The sequence below is a fragment of the Streptomyces flavotricini genome (assembly GCF_020639365.1).
Taxonomy (GTDB): domain Bacteria; phylum Actinomycetota; class Actinomycetes; order Streptomycetales; family Streptomycetaceae; genus Streptomyces; species Streptomyces flavotricini.
The window spans coordinates 6,827,595-6,845,501 of record NZ_JAINUL010000001.1; the positions used below are offsets into that span (position 1 = coordinate 6,827,595).

Here is a 17,907-nt window from a genome sequence, read left to right on the forward strand (position 1 = left end):
CCATCATGACCACTTCTGACACCGAGATCGTCTGCCGCCGCCTGGTCGGCCGTACCGCCGTCATCACCGGAGCCGGCAGCGGCATCGGCCTCGCCACCGCCCGCCGCCTGGCCTCCGAGGGTGCCAACGTGGTCTGCGCCGACATCGACGAGACGGCCGGCAAGGCCGCCGCCGAGGAGGTCGGCGGCCTCTTCGTGAAGGTCGACGTCACCAGCCCGGAGGAGGTCGAGGCCCTCTTCAAGACCGCCTTCGACACCTACGGCTCCGTCGACATCGCCTTCAACAACGCGGGCATCTCGCCCCCGGACGACGACTCGATCCTCACCACCGGCCTGGAGGCCTGGAAGCGGGTCCAGGACGTCAACCTCACCTCCGTCTACCTGTGCTGCAAGGCCGCCCTGCCGTACATGCAGCGCCAGGGCCGCGGTTCCATCATCAACACCGCCTCCTTCGTGGCCATCATGGGCGCCGCCACCTCGCAGATCTCGTACACCGCCTCCAAGGGCGGCGTGCTCGCCATGTCCCGCGAGCTCGGCGTGCAGTTCGCCCGAGAGGGCATCCGCGTGAACGCGCTGTGCCCGGGGCCGGTCAACACCCCGCTGCTGCAGGAGCTGTTCGCCAAGGACCCCGAGCGGGCGGCCCGCCGCCTCGTGCACATCCCGCTGGGCCGGTTCGCGGAGCCCACCGAGATCGCGGCCGCCGTCGCCTTCCTGGCCAGCGACGACTCCTCCTTCATCAACGCCACCGACTTCCTGGTCGACGGCGGCATCTCGGGCGCGTACGTCACCCCCCTGTAGGCCCGGGCCGGCGGGCGCCGCGGGCCCCGACCGTTCACCCGCATGCCTTCCCCCCGACAGCCGGGCGTCGCACGACGCCCGGCTGTCCTGTTCTACCGTCCGAGATGATCTTCGTAGGAACGTTAGGGAGTGTTCACCTCAGTGACCCCACGTAGCACCGTCCGACGGCTCCAGGCCGTGGGCGCCGCCGCAGCGATCGCCGCCGGCACCCTCGTCGCCACCGCGCCCGCCGCCCAGGCGGCCCACTGCACCGCCCCACGGCTCGCGGCCGGCTGGTACGGGGACAACCGGGCCCGGCTCCAGCAGCTGATCGACGAGTACGGCACGTGCAATCCGTACCGGCCCAGCCGCACCAAGCCCGTCGCGGTCTTCGACTGGGACAACACCGTCGTCAAGAACGACGTCGGCGACGCCCAGATGTACTGGCTGCTGCGCAGCGGCAAGATCCGCCAGCCCGCCGGCGACTGGACCGGCACCAGCCGCTACCTCACCCCGGCCGCCGCCCGGGCCCTCGCCGACGCCTGCGGCGCCCTCGCCCGTCCCGGCGCCCCGCTGCCCACCGGCACCCCCGCCGGCGCGGGCTGCGCCGACGAACTCGCCGCCGTCTACGGCACCGCCGCGACCCGCTCGGGCGCCGCCGCCTTCGCCGGCTGGGACCACCGCACCATCGAGCCCGCGTACGCCTGGCTGCCCCAGTTGATGCAGGGCTGGACCGCCCGTGAGGTCCGCGGCTTCGCGGCCGCCGCGCGGGCCGAGAACCTGGCCGCGCCCGTCGGCGCCACGCAGCGGGTCGGCACCGCCGACGTCACCGGCTGGGTCCGCTACTACGACCAGCAGAAGGACCTCATCGGAGGCCTGCAGAAGGCCGGCTTCGACGTCTGGATCAGCTCGGCCTCGCCGCAGCCGGTCGTCGAGGTCTGGGCCCGGGGCGTCGGCGTCGCCGCGGACCACGTCATCGGCATACGCAACACGACCACCTCCGGCGGAAAGCTCACCGCGCACCTGCAGGGCTGCGGGTCGGTCAAGGACGGCGCCGACACGATGATCACGTACATCGACGGCAAGCGCTGCTGGATCAACAAGGAGGTCTTCGGCGTGCGCGGCGCGGCCGCCGAGAAGGTCCAGCCGGCCGCCCGCCGCCAGGTGTTCGCCGCGGGCGACTCCGACACCGACATCTCGTTCCTGCGGGACGCGACCGCGCTGCGGCTGGTGGTGAACCGCAACAAGAACGAGCTGATGTGCCGCGCGTACGACGACAGCGACGGCAAGTGGATCGTGAACCCGATGTTCATCGAGCCCAAGAAGCCCAAGAGCACCCCGTACCCGTGCTCGACCACGGGCTACGTCGACCACGACGGCACGCCGGGCCCCGTCCGCCGGGGCGACACGAGCATCATCCCCGACCAGACGGACAGCGTGTACCAGGGGGTTTCCGCAAAGTAGCGCCGGCCGCCCGGAGGGCAGGCGGGAGTTTGCGGACACCCCCTAGAGGAACGTGCGGCCCTCGCCCCGATAGGTCGGGGCGGTGGCCGTCACCCGGTCGCCCTCGACGAGGTGCAACTCGTCGAAGCGTTCGCACAGTTCGCCCGCCTTGGCGTGACGGAACCAGACCCGGTCGCCGATCAGCAGATCGTCGGCCGGGCTGCCGAGCAGTGGCGTCTGCACCTCGCCGGCCCCCTCCTGGGGGTCGTAACGCAGGCCCTGCGGGAGGTACGGGACCGGGAGCCGGTCCGCGCCTGCCGCGCCCGAGGCGGGGTATCCGCCGCCCAGGACGGTGACCACGCCGACGCCGGGCCTGCGGACCACCGGCTGGGCGAAGAGGGCGGCCGGGCGGCCGCGGAAGGACGTGTAGTTGTCGAACAGCCGCGGTACGTAGAGCCCCGAGCCGGCGGCGATCTCCGTGACCGCGTCCTCGGCGGCGGTCTGCTGGACGCTGCCGGTGCCGCCGCCGTTGACGAACTCCAGGTCGGGGACGACCGCGCGCACGGCCCGTACGGCCTCCGCGCGACGGGCCGCGAGCTCCTTGCGGGCGGCGGCCTGCATGAGCCGGATGGCACGCGAGCGGAAGGGGCGCCCGGCGAGGGCGTCCCCGACGCCGGCGACGTGGCCCTCGTACCCCATGATGCCGACGACACGGAAGCCGGGCCGGGCGGACACGGTACGGGCGAGGTCCGCGAGCTGGGCGGGCTCGCGCAGCGGCGAACGGCGGGCGCCGACACGGACCCTGCCGCCGAGGAGGTGGAGGGCGGTGTCGAGTTCCAGGCAGACGCGGATCTCCTGCGTCCCGCCTTCGCGTGCCCCGTCGATCAGCTCCAGCTGGGCGGGGTCGTCGACCATGACGGTGACGGCCGCGGCCAGCTTGGGGTCGCCCGCGAGCTCGGCGAAGCCGGTGCGGTCGGCGGAGGGGTAGGCGAGGAGCACGTCCTCGAAACCGGACCGGGCCAGCCAGATGCTCTCGGCGAGGGTGTACGACATGATCCCGGCGAACCCGGGCCGGGCGAGGACCCGTTCGAGGAGCGCGCGGCAGCGGACGGACTTGCTGGCGACGCGGATCGGCTTGCCGCCCGCGCGGCGGACGAGATCGTCGGCGTTGGCGTCGAACGCGGCGAGGTCGACGATGGCCAGGGGCGCGTCGAGGTGCGCGGTGGCCCGGTCGTAACGGGCCCGGTCTCCACTGGCGGGAAGATTCATGGCGGCAGCCTGCCAGATGGTTCTACCGGTGGGTAGGGGCGTGCGGCCGCTCAACGGTCCGGGGCGGCCACCGGACGTGGCGCCCCCACCGCCGGCGGGGCCGCAGCGGCCCCGGGCGGGGCGGTGAGGGCGCGTAGAGTACGGGGTGGCAGCCGGACGGAACGGGGGGCGGAGCCGCCGGATGAGTGCGTCTACACCGCAGACCGCGGTCCTGACCGAACCCGTGGCCGAATCCGGACCGGGGCGGCGCGGGGCCGGGCGGCACGTCGCCGTCGTGGTGTGCGCCGTGCTCGGGGTCGGCCTCCTCGGGGGAGCCGGGGTCAGCGGATGGGCCGAACAGCGCGACGCCCACCGGCCCTTGGCCGCCGGAGCCGCCTACCGCAAAGCCGGATCGCTGTGGCGTGAGACGCCCGTGGACAGCCTGTTCCCGCCCGTCCTCCACGGCGCCGACGCAGGACCCGGCGGAGCCGACCGCACCTGGACCCGGGTCGCGCTCGCACCCGACTCCGACTGCGGACCCGCGCTCGCCGCCGACTGGCGGGCGGCCCTCGCCGCCACCGGCTGCACCCGGGTCCTGCGCGCCACCTACACCGACGCCACCCGCAGCTCCCTCGTCACCGTCGGCATGGTCTTCACCCCCGCCGACGCCGCGGGGATGGAGGCGCTGCGCGGACGCCTCCCGGCCCCGCCCGGCTACGGCTTCGCCGACAGCCAGCGCGCCGCCTGGACCGCGTCGGTGGTCCCGCAGGCCCCCGTCGTCGTGTACGCCGTCTCCGCGTTCACCGACGGCCGTACGCTCGACGCCCCCCGCCCCGCCGAGGACACGATGCGCAAGGACGCCACCGGAGCCGTCGCCCGGGCCGGCCTCGGCCACGAGGCCAAGGCCGTCGCCGACCGGACGCAGCGCACGCTGCGCACCCTCGCCGCACCGCCCGCCCCCGGCGGAGACCCGAGGTGACCCCCTTCCGGGCCGCCGTCGCCCTCGTGCTCGGGGCGGTGCTCGTCGGGGTCGGCGCAGGCCCGGCCGCCGCCGACAACATCCGCGACCGGCAGTGGGGGCTCACCGCGTTGCGGGCCGAGGAGGCCTGGGGGACCACCAGGGGCGCCGGGATCACCGTCGCCGTCCTCGACACCGGGGTCGACGGCTCCCACCCCGACCTGGCCGGGCAGGTCCTCGACGGGACCGATCTGATCGGGATGGGCGCCGGGCGCGGCGATCGGGCCTGGGCCCGGCACGGGACCGCCATGGCCGGGATCATCGCCGGGCACGGCCACGGCGGGAACCGCCGCCAAGGCGTCCTCGGCATCGCCCCCCAGGCCAGGATCCTCCCGGTCCGCGTGATCCTCGAAGAGGGCGACCCCGGCCGGGCCAAGGCCCGCGAGAGCAAGGGCGGCGCGCTCGCCGAGGGCATCCGCTGGGCCGCCGACCACGGCGCGAACGTGATCAACCTCTCCCTCGGCGACGACAGCGACTCCGCCCACCACGAGGCCGCCGAGGACGAGGCCGTCCAGTACGCCCTCGCCAAGGGCGTGGTCGTCGTGGCGTCGGCGGGAAACGGCGGCCGGCAGGGCGACCACGCCTCCTACCCGGCCGCCTACCCCGGGGTCATCGCCGTCACCGCCGTCGACCGCGGCGGCCGCAAGGCCGACTTCTCCACCAGCAACTGGTACGCCACCGTCAGCGCACCCGGCGTCGACGTCGTCATCGCCGACCCCGACCGCGCCTACTACGAGGGCTGGGGCACCAGCGCGGCCTGCGCCTTCGTCTCCGGCGCCGTGGCCCTCGTCAAGGCCGCCCATCCGGATCTCTCCCCGGCCCAGATCAAGAGACTGCTGGAGGAGACCGCCTCCGACGCCCCGCCCGGCGGCCGCGACGACTCCCGCGGCCACGGACTCGTGGACCCGGTCGCCGCCCTCCAGGCCGCCGACGCGCTGCGCGCCGAGCCGCCGGTCCCGCTACCCGTCGCGGCCGGGCAGCCGTACTTCGGCCCCGGCCCCGAGCCGGTCCGGGCCGCCGGGCGCGGCAACCGGCTCGGGACCCCGGTGGCCGCGGCCGCCGGGCTCGCGCTGCTCGTACTGGCCCTCGTACTGGCCCGCCGCCCGCGGGGCGCCCGACGGGACCCGGACCCGGGCCGGGATAGGGTCGGGTAACTGTGGCGAACAAAAACATTCCCGACCCCGGCTTCTCCGACGACGACGGCTCCGCCGACCCCCGGCTGAGCGCGGCCCTGGCCGCCTGGTCCGAGGACCGGGCGAAGGAGCCGCAGGTGCTGGCGGCCCTCAAGGGGGCCCGCCTGCTGGTCCCGGTGGTCGCCGTGCTCGGCGAGGTCGAGACCGACCCGGAGACGGGCCTCAAGCGCGAGAAGACCAGCGACATGGCCGTCCCGACCCTGCGCGCGGGGGACCGGCGGGCGCTGCCGGCGTTCACCTCGATCGCCTCGCTGGCCCTCTGGGACCCGGCCGCCCGGCCGGTCGCCGTACCGCTGCACCAGGCGCTGGCCGCCGCCGCGCACGAGAAGGCCGACACCGTGGTTCTGGACCTGGCCGGTCCCGTCACCTACCAGCTCACCGGCCCCGCGCTGCTCGCGCTGGCCGAGGGCCGTACCGACGCGGGGCCGCTGGCCGATCCCGCGGTGCGCGAAGCCGTACGGGCCGCCGTGGCCGCGGAGCCCGCCGTGCTCCGCGCCCACCTCGGGCCGGGCGGGGCGGACGCCGACGGCACGCTCGCGATCGTGCTGGCCCAGGGGGCGCAGGGGGCGCAGGCCCACACCGCGGCCCGCCGCGTCGCCGAGGCGCTGGCCGCCGACGAGACCCTGCGGGCCCGCCTCGTGCACGGGCTGGACCTGGCCCTGCTCCCGCAGGAGGCCCCGGCCCCGTCCGGCGAGCCGCTCTTCACGCGCTGAGCGCCTCAACCGCCGGAATCGCCGCCGAATCGCCGAATCGCCGAATCGCCGAATCGCCGAAAACGCCGAAGGGCCGGGGCAGTGCCCCGGCCCTTCGGCGTACGCGTACGGGCGGCTCAGCCGAAGACCGGGCCCGTGAACTTCTCGCCCGGACCCTGGCCCGGCTCGTCCGGCACGATCGAGGCCTCGCGGAAGGCGAGCTGCAGCGACTTCAGGCCGTCGCGCAGCGGGGCCGCGTGGAAGGAGCTGATCTCGGTGGCGCTCGCCGTGACCAGGCCGGCGAGGGCGGTGATCAGCTTGCGGGCCTCGTCGAGGTCCTTGTGCTCGGAGTCCGGCTTGTCCAGGCCCAGGTTGACCGCCGCGGCGCTCAGCAGGTGCACGGCCACCGTGGTGATCACCTCGACGGCGGGCACGTCCGCGATGTCGCGGGTCATGGCGTCGTAGTCGGGGGCGTCCGGCGTGCTGCCGGCCTCGGTGGCGGGGGTGGGGGTCGCGTCAGTCATGCCTCACACGATAAGCCGGGCCGTGCACGCCGCCGACCGGGCCCCGGGTCGGCACGACGGCGACACCGCCGGGTGAGCGGACCCGCCGCGGAATGCTATATTGGGCTGACGACCGGCCGGAGACGCATGTCCCCGGCCCACAAGTGGAGGCTCCGCTCTCCCACCCGACCACCCTCCGGGGCGGCGGGTCACCGGTCAGGTGGCATCCATCGTTCCGTACGGACGATGGAAAGCTGCCCGAGTCTGCGCCCCGCGATCGCACGCGGCGGTGCTCCGGTTGTATTGGAGCCCCTGCCTGTGCCTCGGCGGGGCATTTTTCATGTTCCGCCGCGGTCGGTCTGACGACATCAGACGTCAGCGGCTGTCTGCCAGGCAGCCGTGTGGTGCTACCGAGGAGGATCCATCAGCACCGAGCCCCGCATCAACGACCGGATTCGCGTTCCCGAGGTACGACTCGTCGGTCCCAGCGGTGAGCAGGTCGGCATCGTGCCGCTTGCCAAGGCCCTTGAGCTGGCGCAGGAGTACGACCTCGACCTGGTCGAGGTCGCGGCGTCCGCACGCCCGCCGGTCTGCAAGCTCATGGACTACGGCAAGTTCAAGTACGAGTCGGCCATGAAGGCCCGTGAGGCGCGCAAGAACCAGGCGCACACGGTCATCAAGGAAATGAAGCTCCGGCCGAAGATCGACCCGCACGACTATGACACCAAGAAGGGTCACGTCGTTCGGTTCCTCAAGCAGGGCGACAAGGTCAAGATCACGATCATGTTCCGTGGTCGCGAGCAGTCCCGGCCGGAACTCGGCTACCGACTGCTGCAGCGCCTCGCTTCGGACGTCGAGGACCTCGGGTTCATCGAGTCGAACCCGAAGCAGGACGGCCGCAACATGATCATGGTCCTCGGTCCGCACAAGAAGAAGACCGAGGCGATGGCCGAAGCCCGCGAGGCGCAGGCCGCCCGCAAGGCCGAGCGCCAGGGTGTCGCCACCGACGAGGCTCCTTCCGAGGAAGCCCCCGTCGAGGAGGGCACCGAGGTCGTCTCTGCCGAGGGCGACGCCGAGGCCGACGCCGAGGCCGAGGGCACCGAGGCCGCCTCTCCCGAGGCACCGGCCGAGGCCTGATTCCGAGGCAGCCTGTCTCGGATCACCGACACAACATGACGCTCCCTGGCGCCGGTCCCCAACCGGACCGGCGGGGGCGCCACCGACGAGGAGATAACGGCGCCATGCCGAAGAACAAGACGCACAGCGGTACCAAGAAGCGCTTCAAGGTCACCGGCTCCGGCAAGGTGCTCCGTGAGCGCGCCGGCAAGCGCCACCTGCTCGAGCACAAGTCGTCCCGTGTCACCCGCCGCCTGACCGGCACCGCGGAGATGGCCCCCGGCGACGCCGCGAAGATCAAGAAGCTTCTCGGCAAGTGATGTTCTCCGCTCCCGCGCAGGGAGCGGATGAGCGTCAAGACCGGGACCCCATCGAATTCGGGCCGTGTGAAGACACCCACGGCCCCGCTACAAGGAGTTAAAAAGTGGCACGCGTCAAGCGGGCAGTAAACGCCCACAAGAAGCGCCGGGCGATCCTCGAGGCAGCCTCCGGCTACCGCGGTCAGCGTTCGCGCCTGTACCGCAAGGCCAAGGAGCAGGTCACCCACTCGCTGGTCTACAACTTCAACGACCGCAAGAAGCGCAAGGGCGACTTCCGTCAGCTGTGGATCCAGCGCATCAACGCCGCTGCCCGCCAGAACGGCATGACGTACAACCGCCTCATCCAGGGTCTGAAGGCCGCCAACATCGAGGTGGACCGCAAGATCCTCGCGGAGCTGGCCGTCAACGACGCCAACGCTTTCGCCGCGCTCGTCGAGGTCGCGCAGAAGGCGCTTCCGGCCGACGTGAACGCCCCGAAGGCCGCTGCCGCCGCCTAAGCAGCAGGCAGCAAGCAGCACGCTTCGCGCGCAGCAAGCCCTTCACAGGCTTCAGCCCGGACCCGCAGGCCCCGTGCCTGCGGGTCCGGTGCGTTGTAGCCGATCCACCTGTTTCGACCCGCAGTACGCACGGAAGCGAGCCGACCGCCATGGGTACCCCCGCCCCCGCCGAGCTGATCTCCCCCCGATCCCCGAGGGTGGCCGCCGCCAGGCGACTGGCGCGGCGCAACTTCCGCACCAAGGAGCGCCGGTTCATCGCCGAGGGCCCGCAGGCCGTCCGCGAGGCCGTCGAGCACCGGGGCGCCGGCGGCGCGTCGACCCTGATCGAGCTGTTCGCGACCGTGGAGGCCGCCGAGCGCTACGAGGGGATCATCGAGGCCGCGCTGGCCGCCGGCGCGCGCGTCCACTACGCCTCCGACGAGGTGCTCGCCGAGGTCTCGCAGACCGTCACCCCGCAGGGGCTCGTCGGCGTCTGCCACTTCCTCGACTCGCCGTTCGAGGACGTCCTCAAGGCCGAGCCCAAGCTGGTCGCCGTCCTCGCGCACGTCCGCGACCCGGGGAACGCCGGCACGGTGCTGCGCTGCGCCGACGCCGCCGGCGCGGACGCCGTCGTCCTGACCGACGCCTCCGTGGACCTCTACAACCCGAAGTCCGTACGCGCCTCCGTGGGCTCCCTCTTCCACCTGCCGGTGGCGGTCGGCGTCCCCGTCGAGCAGGCCGTCGAGGGGCTGCGGGCGGCCGGCGTGCGGATCCTCGCCGCCGACGGGGCCGGCGAGGACGACCTGGACGCCGAGCTCGACGCGGGCACCATGGGCACTCCCTCGGCCTGGATCTTCGGCAACGAGGCGTGGGGCCTGCCCGAGGAGACCAGGGCGCTCGCCGACGCCGTCGTACGCGTCCCGATCCACGGCAAGGCCGAGAGCCTGAACCTCGCCACGGCCGCCGCCGTGTGCCTCTACGCGTCCGCGCGTGCACAGCGGGCTCCCGGAGGGTGCCGCTCCGTGACCCCCAGCTAGTAATGTGGCGGCCCGGGGGCCCACTGCGCTACTCGGAGATGTGGGGTACGGGGACATGACCGTCGGTACGAACAGCTCGCCAGGGGCCGCGACGGCGTCCGGGACGCCGTCCCTGGCGGCCGTGCCCCCGCAGGGTGCGGGCCGCGCCGCTCCGGCCGCACCCGAGGCCCGCGAACCGCGCGAGGCCCGCGAACCGCGCGAGGCCCGCGACCCGTCCGGGCCCGGCGAGGTCCCCGAGCTCACCGCGCTCGGGATCGACCCCGACGACCTCCCCGACGGGCTCGTCGTCGCCGACCACACCGGCCGGGTGATCTGCTTCAACTCCGCCGCCGCCCGGATCACCGCGCTGGCCCCCGGCGAGGCGCTCGGCGCACGCATCGACCGGGCGCTGCCGCTGGAGGACCTCGACGGCCGCCGCTGGTGGGCGCTGACCGATCCGTACGGGGGCCTCGCCACCCGGCGCGGCCAGCCCGAGCGCAACCTCCTGCTGCCCGGCGGCCGCGAGGTGCTCGTCTCCGCCCGCTACGTACGCGCCCATCCCACCGGCCCGCTGCGCCGCCTCGTCGTCACCCTGCGCGGCACCGAGGCGCGCCGGCGCACCGAGCGCAGCCACGCCGAGCTGATCGCCACCGTCGCGCACGAGCTGCGCTCGCCGCTGACCTCCGTCAAGGGGTTCACCGCGACCCTGCTGGCCAAGTGGGAGCGGTTCACCGACGACCAGAAGCGGCTGATGCTGGAGACCGTCGACGCCGACGCCAACCGCGTCACCCGCCTCATCGCCGAGCTCCTCGACATCTCCCGCATCGACTCCGGCCGCCTGGAGGTGCGCCGCCAGCCGGTGGACATCGCCACTGCCGTGGGCCGGCACGTACAGGCGCTCACCGCGAACGGCCAGGCGCCCGAGCGGTTCCTCGTACGGGTCGGGTGCGCGCTCCCCGACCTGTGGGCCGACCCGGACAAGATCGACCAGATCCTCGGCAACCTCCTGGAAAATGCGGTGCGGCACGGCGAGGGAACCGTCACCATCGACGTATCGCCGACCAGCCTGACGAACGCAGCGGGCAAGACCGAGAAGGGAACCGCCGTCACCGTGACCGATGAGGGCCCCGGTATCCCCGAGGAGTCGATGGGCCGCGTCTTCACCCGCTTCTGGCGGGGCAGCAAGCGCGGCGGCACCGGCCTGGGCCTGTACATCGTCAAGGGCATCGTCGAGGCCCACGGCGGGACCATCACGGTCGGCCGCGGCCCCGGCGGCGGCGCCGAGTTCCGATTTATCCTGCCCGTGGGGGCGCCTGCCTACCTCACGCAGTAACCCTGCGGAGCGTCTCGCCAGGCGGCCCACGGGCTCCTTCACCCCCAGCGACCTTTAGACTCGTCCTTTGGCACCTTTGTGTCCTTGTGCCGAGCGCGTCGAGCGTGTCGCGCGGGGGACCCACCAGCCAGCCATCGGAAGTACGGGAAGAGATGTCGGCACCGAACAAGTCGTACGACCCTGTCGAGGTCGAGGCACTGAAACCGGAAGAGATCGAGCGCATGCGGGACGAGGCGCTCGCCGCCTTCGCGACCGCCGGCGACCTCGACGCGCTGCGTGAGGCGAAGACCGCGCACATGGGCGACCGCTCGCCCCTGGCGCTCGCCAACCGCGAGATCGGCGCCCTGCCGCCGCAGGCCAAGGCCGAGGCGGGCAAGCGCGTGGGCCAGGCCCGCGGCGCCGTGAACAAGGCCTTCGGGGCCCGCACGGTCGAGCTCGAAGCCGAGCGCGACGAGCGGGTGCTGGTCGAGGAGGCGGTGGACGTCACGCTGCCCTACGACCGCGTCCCCGCCGGTGCCCGGCACCCCCTGACCACGCTGATGGACCGCATCGCGGACATCTTCACGGCCATGGGCTACGAGGTGGCCGAGGGCCCCGAGGTCGAGGCGGAGTGGTTCAACTTCGACGCCCTCAACTTCACGCCCGACCACCCGGCGCGCCAGATGCAGGACACCTTCTTCGTCCAGGGCCCCAAGGGCACCGAGGGCGACGAGTCCGGCGTCGTGCTGCGCACCCACACCTCCCCGGTGCAGGCGCGCTCGCTGCTCGACCGGGAGCCGCCGGTCTACGTGGTGTGCCCGGGCCGGGTGTTCCGCACCGACGAGCTCGACGCGACGCACACCCCGGTCTTCCACCAGGTCGAGCTGCTCGCGGTGGACGAGGGCCTGACCATGGCCGACCTCAAGGGCACCCTGGACCACATGGTCCAATCGCTCTTCGGCAAGGACATGACCACCCGGCTGCGCCCGAACTTCTTCCCGTTCACCGAGCCGTCCGCCGAGATGGACATGCAGTGCTACGTGTGCCGCGGCGAGTCGGTGGGCAACCCCGACCGCCCGTGCCGCACCTGCTCCAGCGAGGGCTGGATCGAGCTCGGCGGCTGCGGAATGGTCAACCCCAAGGTGCTCATCGCCTGCGGTGTGGACCCCGAGAAGTACAGCGGGTTCGCCTTCGGGTTCGGCATCGAGCGGATGCTGATGTTCCGCCACAACGTCGAAGACATGCGAGACATGGTCGAGGGTGACGTCCGGTTCACCCGGCCGTTCGGGATGGAGATCTGATGCGGGTCCCGCTTTCTTGGCTGCGGGAGTACGTCGACCTGCCTGCGGGCGAAACCGGTCGTGACGTACAGGCCAAGCTCGTAGATGCCGGCCTGGAGGTCGAGAGGGTCGAGCAGCTCGGCGCCGGCCTCAAGGGTCCCCTGGTCGTCGGCCAGGTGCTGACCATCGAGGAGCTCGAGGGCTTCCGCAAGCCGATCCGTTTCTGCACGGTCGACGTCGGCCAGGCCAACGGCACCGGTGAGCCGCAGGAGATCGTCTGCGGCGCCCGGAACTTCTCCGTCGGCGACAAGGTCGTCGTGGTCCTGCCCGGCGCGGTGCTGCCCGGCGACTTCGCGATCGCCTCGCGCAAGACGTACGGCCGCACCTCGCACGGCATGATCTGCTCCGGCGACGAGCTGGGCATGGGCGACGACGGCACGCACGGCATCATCGTGCTGCCGCCCGAGCACGAGGTGGGCACCGACGCGATCGAGCTGCTCCAGCTCGTCGACGAGGTCCTCGACATCGCCGTCACCCCCGACCGCGGCTACTGCCTGTCCATGCGCGGCGTGGCCCGCGAGACCGCCACCGCGTACGGCCTGCCGCTGCGCGACCCGGCGCTGCTCGACGTGCCCGCGCCGAACTCGTACGGCTACCTGGTCAAGATCGACGACCCGGCCGGCTGCGACCGCTTCACCGCCCGCACGGTGACCGGCCTCGACCCCGAGGCGAAGTCCCCGATCTGGCTCACGCGGCGCCTGCAGAAGGCCGGCATGCGGCCGATCTCGCTCGCCGTCGACGTCACCAACTACGTGATGCTCGAGCTGGGCCAGCCGCTGCACGCCTACGACCGTTCCCGCCTGGACGGTGCCATCGGCGTGCGCCGGGCCGAGCAGGGCGAGAAGTTCACCACCCTCGACGGGGTCAAGCGCACGCTCGACGCCGAGGACCTGGTGATCACCGACAACAGCGGGCCGATCGGCCTCGCCGGTGTCATGGGCGGCGCCAACACCGAGATCGCCGACTCCGTGACCGACCCCGAGACCGGCATCGTCTCGGGCACCACGGACGTCGTGATCGAGGCGGCCCACTTCGACGCCCTGACGATCTCGCGCTCCGCCCGCCGCCACAAGCTCGCCTCCGAGGCCTCCAAGCGCTTCGAGCGCGGCGTCGACCCGCAGGCGGCCTCCGCGGCCGCGCAGCGGACCGTCGACCTGCTCGTGCTGCTCGCGGGCGGCACCGCCGAGGCCGGCGTCACCGAGCTCACCGCCCCGGGCGCCCCGCGCACCATCGCGATGCGCGCGGACCACCCGGACCGGGTCGCGGGCATGGACTACGGCCGCGAGACCGTCGTCCGCCGCCTCCAGGAGGTCGGCTGCGACGTCTACGGCCAGGACGAGCTCGTCGTCACCGTCCCCTCGTGGCGGCCCGACCTCGCCGAGCCCAACGACCTCGCCGAAGAGGTCATCCGGCTGGAGGGCTACGGGAACCTCCCGTCGACCCTCCCGAAGCTGCCCTCCGGCCGCGGTCTGACCGCCCGCCAGCAGCTGCACCGCCGGGTCGGCCGTGCGCTGGCCGGTGCCGGCTACGTCGAGGCGCTCAGCTACCCGTTCGTCGGCGAGGGCGTCTTCGACCAGCTCCAGCTGCCGGCGCACGACGCGGCCCGCCAGGTCGTCAAGCTGGTCAACCCGCTCTCCGACGAGGAGCCGGCGCTGCGCACCACGCTGCTGCCGGGCCTGCTGGGCGCGCTGCGCCGCAACGACAGCCGGGGCAGCCACGACCTCGCCCTCTTCGAGACGGGCTCGGTCTTCCGGGCCGGCCCGCAGCCGGGTGTCGCCGTACGACTGCCCGTCGACCGCCGTCCCACGGCCGAGGAGATCGCCACGCTGAACGCCGCCCTGCCGGCCCAGCCGCGGTACGCCGCGGTCGTGCTGGCCGGTGCGCGCGAGCAGGCCGGCTGGTGGGGCAAGGGCCGCCCGGCCGACTGGGCGGACGCGGTGCAGGCCGCGCGCTCGCTGGCCGCCGAGGCCGGTGCGGACCTCGTCGTGCGACAGGGCCAGTACGGGCCCTGGCACCCGGGCCGGTGCGCCGAGCTGATCGTCACCCTGAACGGGGTGGAGACGGTCATCGGGCACGCCGGTGAGCTGCACCCGCGCGTCGTCAAGGCGATGGGCCTGCCGGCCCGCACCAGCGCCATGGAGCTCGACCTGGACCGCCTCGCGGCGGCCGGCGGCGAGGCCGTGGTGGCGCCCCGGATCTCCACCTTCCCGGTGGCGACCCAGGACGTCGCGCTGATCGTCGACGCTTCTGTCCCGGCGGCCGAGGTCGAGACCGCGCTGCGCAAGGGCGCCGGCGAACTGCTGGAGTCCCTGAGGCTGTTCGACGTGTTCACCGGTGAGCAGGTCGGCGAGGGCAAGAAGTCCCTGGCGTACGCGCTGCGCTTCCGCGCGGCCGACCGCACGCTGACCGCCGAGGAGTCCACGGCCGCGCGCGACGCGGCGGTGGCGCTGGCGGGCGAGCGTACGGGCGCGGTGCTGCGCGGGGCGTAACCGCTGCGTGGAGCGAGGTGCGAGGGGCGTGTCCGGTGATCCGGACACGCCCCTCGCGCATGGGAGGGAGCGGGAGGACCCCGCTCACTCATTCGGGTGAGAACGCAGGTGACCCGTGTCCCGGGCTTCCCGCTGTCGACAGAATCGACGCGGCCGAGGGGAGCCGGAACGATGATCACGCGCGGGGAGACGCCCCAGGTGCGTCGGGCATGCGTCCTTGCATGGGGCGCCGCCGCGGTGTCCTGGGAGCTGTCCACCCCCGGGCGGCTGGGCGCCAGCCTGGCCAGCTGCGCGGCGTTCCTGTTACTGGCCACCGGGTGTGCCCTGCACGTCCGGCGCGAGCTGACGGCGGAGCTGCGGCGCACGCGGGAGATCGCGGGCGCGGCGCAGCGGGCCCTGCTGCGGCCCCTGCCGGGGAGGATCGGGAGCCTGACGCTGGCGGCGGCACAACTGTCGGCGAGCCGGGGCGCGTCGGTGGGCGGGGACCTGTACGAGGCCGTGCCGACCGGGTACGGGGTCCGGGTGGTGATCGGGGACGTACGGGGGCACGGGCTGCCGGCGCTGGGCGCGGCGGCGGCGGTGCTCGGGGCCTTCCGGGAGGCGGCGTACGACGAACCCGCGCTCGGTGGGGTGCTGGCCCGGATGGAACGGGCCCTGTCCCGGCACGTCCTGGCGCAGGACGCCGCGGAGGAGTTCGTGACGGTGCTGCTGCTCCAGATCGCGGAGGACGGCTCCGTCCAGGCCCTGAACTGCGGCCACCCGTGGCCGTACCTCCTGCGCCAGCCGCAGCCGCTCGAAGCCTGCGGGGCGTGCGGCCCGAGCCGGGCGCGCGCGGCCCCGCGGGCGTTCGGGGCGAGGGTCCGCGCGGAGCCCGGGGAACGGGGAAGGGCCGGGGCGGGGGAAGGCCCCGCGCGGCGGCGCACGGTCGTGCGGCGGTTCCACGGGGGTGAAGTGCTGCCGCCGCTCGGGGTGGTGCCCGTACCGCCGGATCCGCGGCCGCACGACTGCGGGCAACTGTGGCCCGGAGACGTCCTGTTCCTGCACACCGACGGCGCCGAGGACGCGCGCGACCGCGACGGGCGGTTCTTCCCGCTGCGCGGCGTGCTCGCGGAGCAGGCCGACGACACGCCCGCGCGGCTGGTCGCGGGCGTGCACGCCGCACTGCTTCGCCACACCGGCGGGCAGCTGACCGACGACGTCGCACTTCTGGTGCTGCGCAACGACCGCAACCCCTGAACCGGAGGGGACCGCACACCGGGCCCGGTGGGAGGGCCCGGCGCGCGTTCCACGGCCCCTGCCGGGGCCCGGCGACCAACCGGGTGCCGACGGAGCCGGAGCGCGCCGCCCGCCTGCCATGGAGTGTCGGGCAGACAGCAAGGCGGGCGGCGCGGTGCGGGTCGTCGCACTGTACGAGGGGGAGCCGACGACCCGGGCTGCCTCTTTGGCGAGGCTCTTAAGTGAACCGCTCCCAGGGCTCGTTGCGGCAGGGTGCGTATCGCATTTATGCGCGTACTCGGTTCACACCCCGTGTGAACCGCGCACCCACTAGCCTGGGACCGAAGAGCCCTTGGAGGGGCCCATGCAGCCCAATGCCCTTCTCGACGCCCTCCTCGCCGAGGCGGGCATGTCCCACGCCGGACTCGCGGCGCACGTCAACCAGGCGGGCCGGTCCCGCGGACTCGCCCTGCGCTACGAACACACCGCCGTCACCCGGTGGTTGAAGGGACAGCGGCCGCGCGGCCAGGTGCCCGACCTGATCTGCGAGGTGCTCGGCGGCCGGCTCCGGCGCCCGGTGTCGCTGGACGACGTCGGGCTCGGCGTTCCGGGCCAGCCCGTCTCCCCGCACGGCTCCCCGCTGAGCGGCTTCGTCGACCGGGCCGCCGCCCTGTGGCGCTCCGACGAGCAGGGCCGTGTCCAGCTGCTCACCGCCGAGGCCGTCACCGGGACGCCCGCCGTCATCCCGGTCTGGGAGTGGGAGAACCCGCCCGAGGACGCCGACGTCTCCCGGGACGGGCCGAACCGGATCGGCCCGCAGCACATCGAGATCCTCCGGGCCGCCCGCGCGCACTACGAGCTGATGTACCGGCGCGCCGGCGGAGTGGCCACCCGGGCCCGCATCGTCCGCTTCCTCGGCAGCGAGACCGCGCCGATGCTGCGCGGGAGCTACCCCGACGGGCTCGGCCGCCAGCTGCACCGGGCGACCGGCTCCCTCGTGGCGGTGGCCGGGATCTGCGCGTACGACTCGGACGCCCACGGGCTCGCCCAGCGGTACTTCCACCAGGCGCTGCGGCTCGCGAAGGCCAGCGGGGACCGGGGGCTCGGCGCCTACGTCATCGCGCTGATCGTCAACCAGTCCCTGCACCTGCGCGAGTACCGCCAGGCCGTCGCCTTCGCCGAGGCCGCGCTGCGCGCCGCGGGCCGGCACACCACCCCGGCCCTGGCCGCCGACCTGTACGCCATGCAGGCCAAGGCGTACGCGCAACTCGGCGACACCACGGCCGCGTTGGCCTGCATCCGCAATGCCGAGGCGGCCGCCGAGCGGATCCGGCCCGGTACGGAGCCGGACGAGACGGGGTACGTCCAGCCCGGGCTGGTCAACGTGCAGGTGGCCGAGGCGCTGCTCAGCCTCGGCGACCTGCACGCCGCCCACGAGCAGGCGACGGCGGCGGTCGGGACTCCGGCGCACGACCGCGGGCGGGTCCACCGGCTGGCGATGCTCTGCGAGATCCAGCTGCGCCAGGGAGAGGCGGACCGGGCGGTGGCGGCCGCGGCCGAGATGGCCGAGCGGGCCAAGGGGATGGAGTCGCTGCGACTGCGGGACCGGTTGCGAGCGGTCCGCGAACAGCTGCTGACCAGCGGATGTTCCGGCGCGGAGGAGACCGCGCAGCTGATCGACGGGGCGCTGCGCGTTCCCCTGTGAGCGCGCGAACTGCTGCCATGTTGCCACCTACTCGAACGGAAGGTG

General features: G+C 73.6%; 16 protein-coding genes. 14 read left to right on the top strand and 2 right to left on the bottom strand.

What is annotated here, in order from left to right:
• Window positions 1-5: 5 nt before the first annotated feature.
• Together K7B10_RS31125 and K7B10_RS31130 are read left to right on the top strand one after the other, a co-directional pair.
• Window positions 6-797 carry a 3-oxoacyl-ACP reductase gene (locus K7B10_RS31125; RefSeq protein WP_030860205.1) on the top strand — a complete coding sequence of 264 codons (792 nt, stop codon included), beginning with the start codon at window positions 6-8 and terminating at the stop codon, window positions 795-797.
• A gap of 141 nt (window positions 798-938) precedes the next feature.
• The gene (locus K7B10_RS31130) at window positions 939-2,240 is read left to right on the top strand and encodes a haloacid dehalogenase-like hydrolase (RefSeq protein ID WP_229341239.1); all 1,302 of its coding nucleotides are present in this window, start codon (window positions 939-941) and stop codon (window positions 2,238-2,240) included.
• A gap of 42 nt (window positions 2,241-2,282) precedes the next feature.
• Here K7B10_RS31130 and K7B10_RS31135 read toward each other — a convergent pair whose 3' ends face one another.
• On the bottom strand, window positions 2,283-3,488 hold the full coding sequence (locus K7B10_RS31135; protein ID WP_229341241.1) for an amino acid deaminase/aldolase: 1,206 nt from the start codon (window positions 3,486-3,488) through the stop codon (window positions 2,283-2,285).
• A gap of 181 nt (window positions 3,489-3,669) precedes the next feature.
• Here K7B10_RS31135 and K7B10_RS31140 point away from each other — a divergent pair, with 181 nt between their 5' ends.
• From K7B10_RS31140 to K7B10_RS31150, 3 genes are read left to right on the top strand one after another with little or no spacing between them, the layout of a single operon-like run.
• Window positions 3,670-4,446, top strand: a complete 777-nt coding sequence (locus K7B10_RS31140; RefSeq protein WP_229341243.1) for a hypothetical protein — start codon at window positions 3,670-3,672, stop codon at window positions 4,444-4,446.
• Complete coding sequence (mycP, locus tag K7B10_RS31145; protein WP_229341247.1) at window positions 4,443-5,639, top strand: type VII secretion-associated serine protease mycosin; 1,197 nt, start codon at window positions 4,443-4,445, stop codon at window positions 5,637-5,639. The genes K7B10_RS31140 and mycP overlap by 4 nt, the downstream gene beginning before the upstream one ends.
• Window positions 5,640-5,641: 2 nt before the next feature.
• On the top strand, window positions 5,642-6,391 hold the full coding sequence (locus K7B10_RS31150; protein ID WP_229341249.1) for an SseB family protein: 750 nt from the start codon (window positions 5,642-5,644) through the stop codon (window positions 6,389-6,391).
• A gap of 116 nt (window positions 6,392-6,507) precedes the next feature.
• Here K7B10_RS31150 and K7B10_RS31155 read toward each other — a convergent pair whose 3' ends face one another.
• Window positions 6,508-6,894, bottom strand: a complete 387-nt coding sequence (locus K7B10_RS31155) for a DUF1844 domain-containing protein (protein WP_053688768.1) — start codon at window positions 6,892-6,894, stop codon at window positions 6,508-6,510.
• A gap of 378 nt (window positions 6,895-7,272) precedes the next feature.
• Between K7B10_RS31155 and infC the strand changes: the two genes are divergently transcribed.
• From infC to K7B10_RS31200, 9 genes are all read left to right on the top strand, one after another.
• Window positions 7,273-8,010 carry a translation initiation factor IF-3 gene (infC, locus tag K7B10_RS31160; RefSeq protein ID WP_229341256.1) on the top strand — a complete coding sequence of 246 codons (738 nt, stop codon included), beginning with the start codon at window positions 7,273-7,275 and terminating at the stop codon, window positions 8,008-8,010.
• Between the two features lie 104 nt (window positions 8,011-8,114).
• Window positions 8,115-8,309 carry a 50S ribosomal protein L35 gene (gene rpmI, locus K7B10_RS31165; RefSeq protein ID WP_030860183.1) on the top strand — a complete coding sequence of 65 codons (195 nt, stop codon included), beginning with the start codon at window positions 8,115-8,117 and terminating at the stop codon, window positions 8,307-8,309.
• 104 nt (window positions 8,310-8,413) lie between these two features.
• On the top strand, window positions 8,414-8,806 hold the full coding sequence (gene rplT / locus K7B10_RS31170) for a 50S ribosomal protein L20 (protein ID WP_030860181.1): 393 nt from the start codon (window positions 8,414-8,416) through the stop codon (window positions 8,804-8,806).
• Between the two features lie 149 nt (window positions 8,807-8,955).
• Window positions 8,956-9,822: a TrmH family RNA methyltransferase gene (locus tag K7B10_RS31175; protein WP_229341258.1), complete on the top strand. Its 867-nt coding sequence runs from the start codon at window positions 8,956-8,958 to the stop codon at window positions 9,820-9,822.
• 55 nt (window positions 9,823-9,877) lie between these two features.
• Window positions 9,878-11,134: a sensor histidine kinase gene (locus K7B10_RS31180; RefSeq protein ID WP_229341261.1), complete on the top strand. Its 1,257-nt coding sequence runs from the start codon at window positions 9,878-9,880 to the stop codon at window positions 11,132-11,134.
• 152 nt (window positions 11,135-11,286) lie between these two features.
• Window positions 11,287-12,414 carry a phenylalanine--tRNA ligase subunit alpha gene (pheS, locus tag K7B10_RS31185; protein ID WP_229341266.1) on the top strand — a complete coding sequence of 376 codons (1,128 nt, stop codon included), beginning with the start codon at window positions 11,287-11,289 and terminating at the stop codon, window positions 12,412-12,414.
• Window positions 12,414-14,942, top strand: a complete 2,529-nt coding sequence (gene pheT, locus K7B10_RS31190; RefSeq protein WP_229341268.1) for a phenylalanine--tRNA ligase subunit beta — start codon at window positions 12,414-12,416, stop codon at window positions 14,940-14,942. The genes pheS and pheT overlap by 1 nt, the downstream gene beginning before the upstream one ends.
• A 171-nt stretch (window positions 14,943-15,113) precedes the next feature.
• Window positions 15,114-16,178, top strand: a complete 1,065-nt coding sequence (locus tag K7B10_RS31195) for a PP2C family protein-serine/threonine phosphatase (protein WP_229341270.1) — start codon at window positions 15,114-15,116, stop codon at window positions 16,176-16,178.
• Between the two features lie 343 nt (window positions 16,179-16,521).
• A complete protein-coding gene (locus K7B10_RS31200) occupies window positions 16,522-17,862 on the top strand; it encodes an NsdA family TPR-like regulatory protein (RefSeq protein ID WP_229341272.1) in 1,341 nt (446 codons plus the stop codon).
• The last annotated feature ends 45 nt before the right edge of the window (window positions 17,863-17,907 follow it).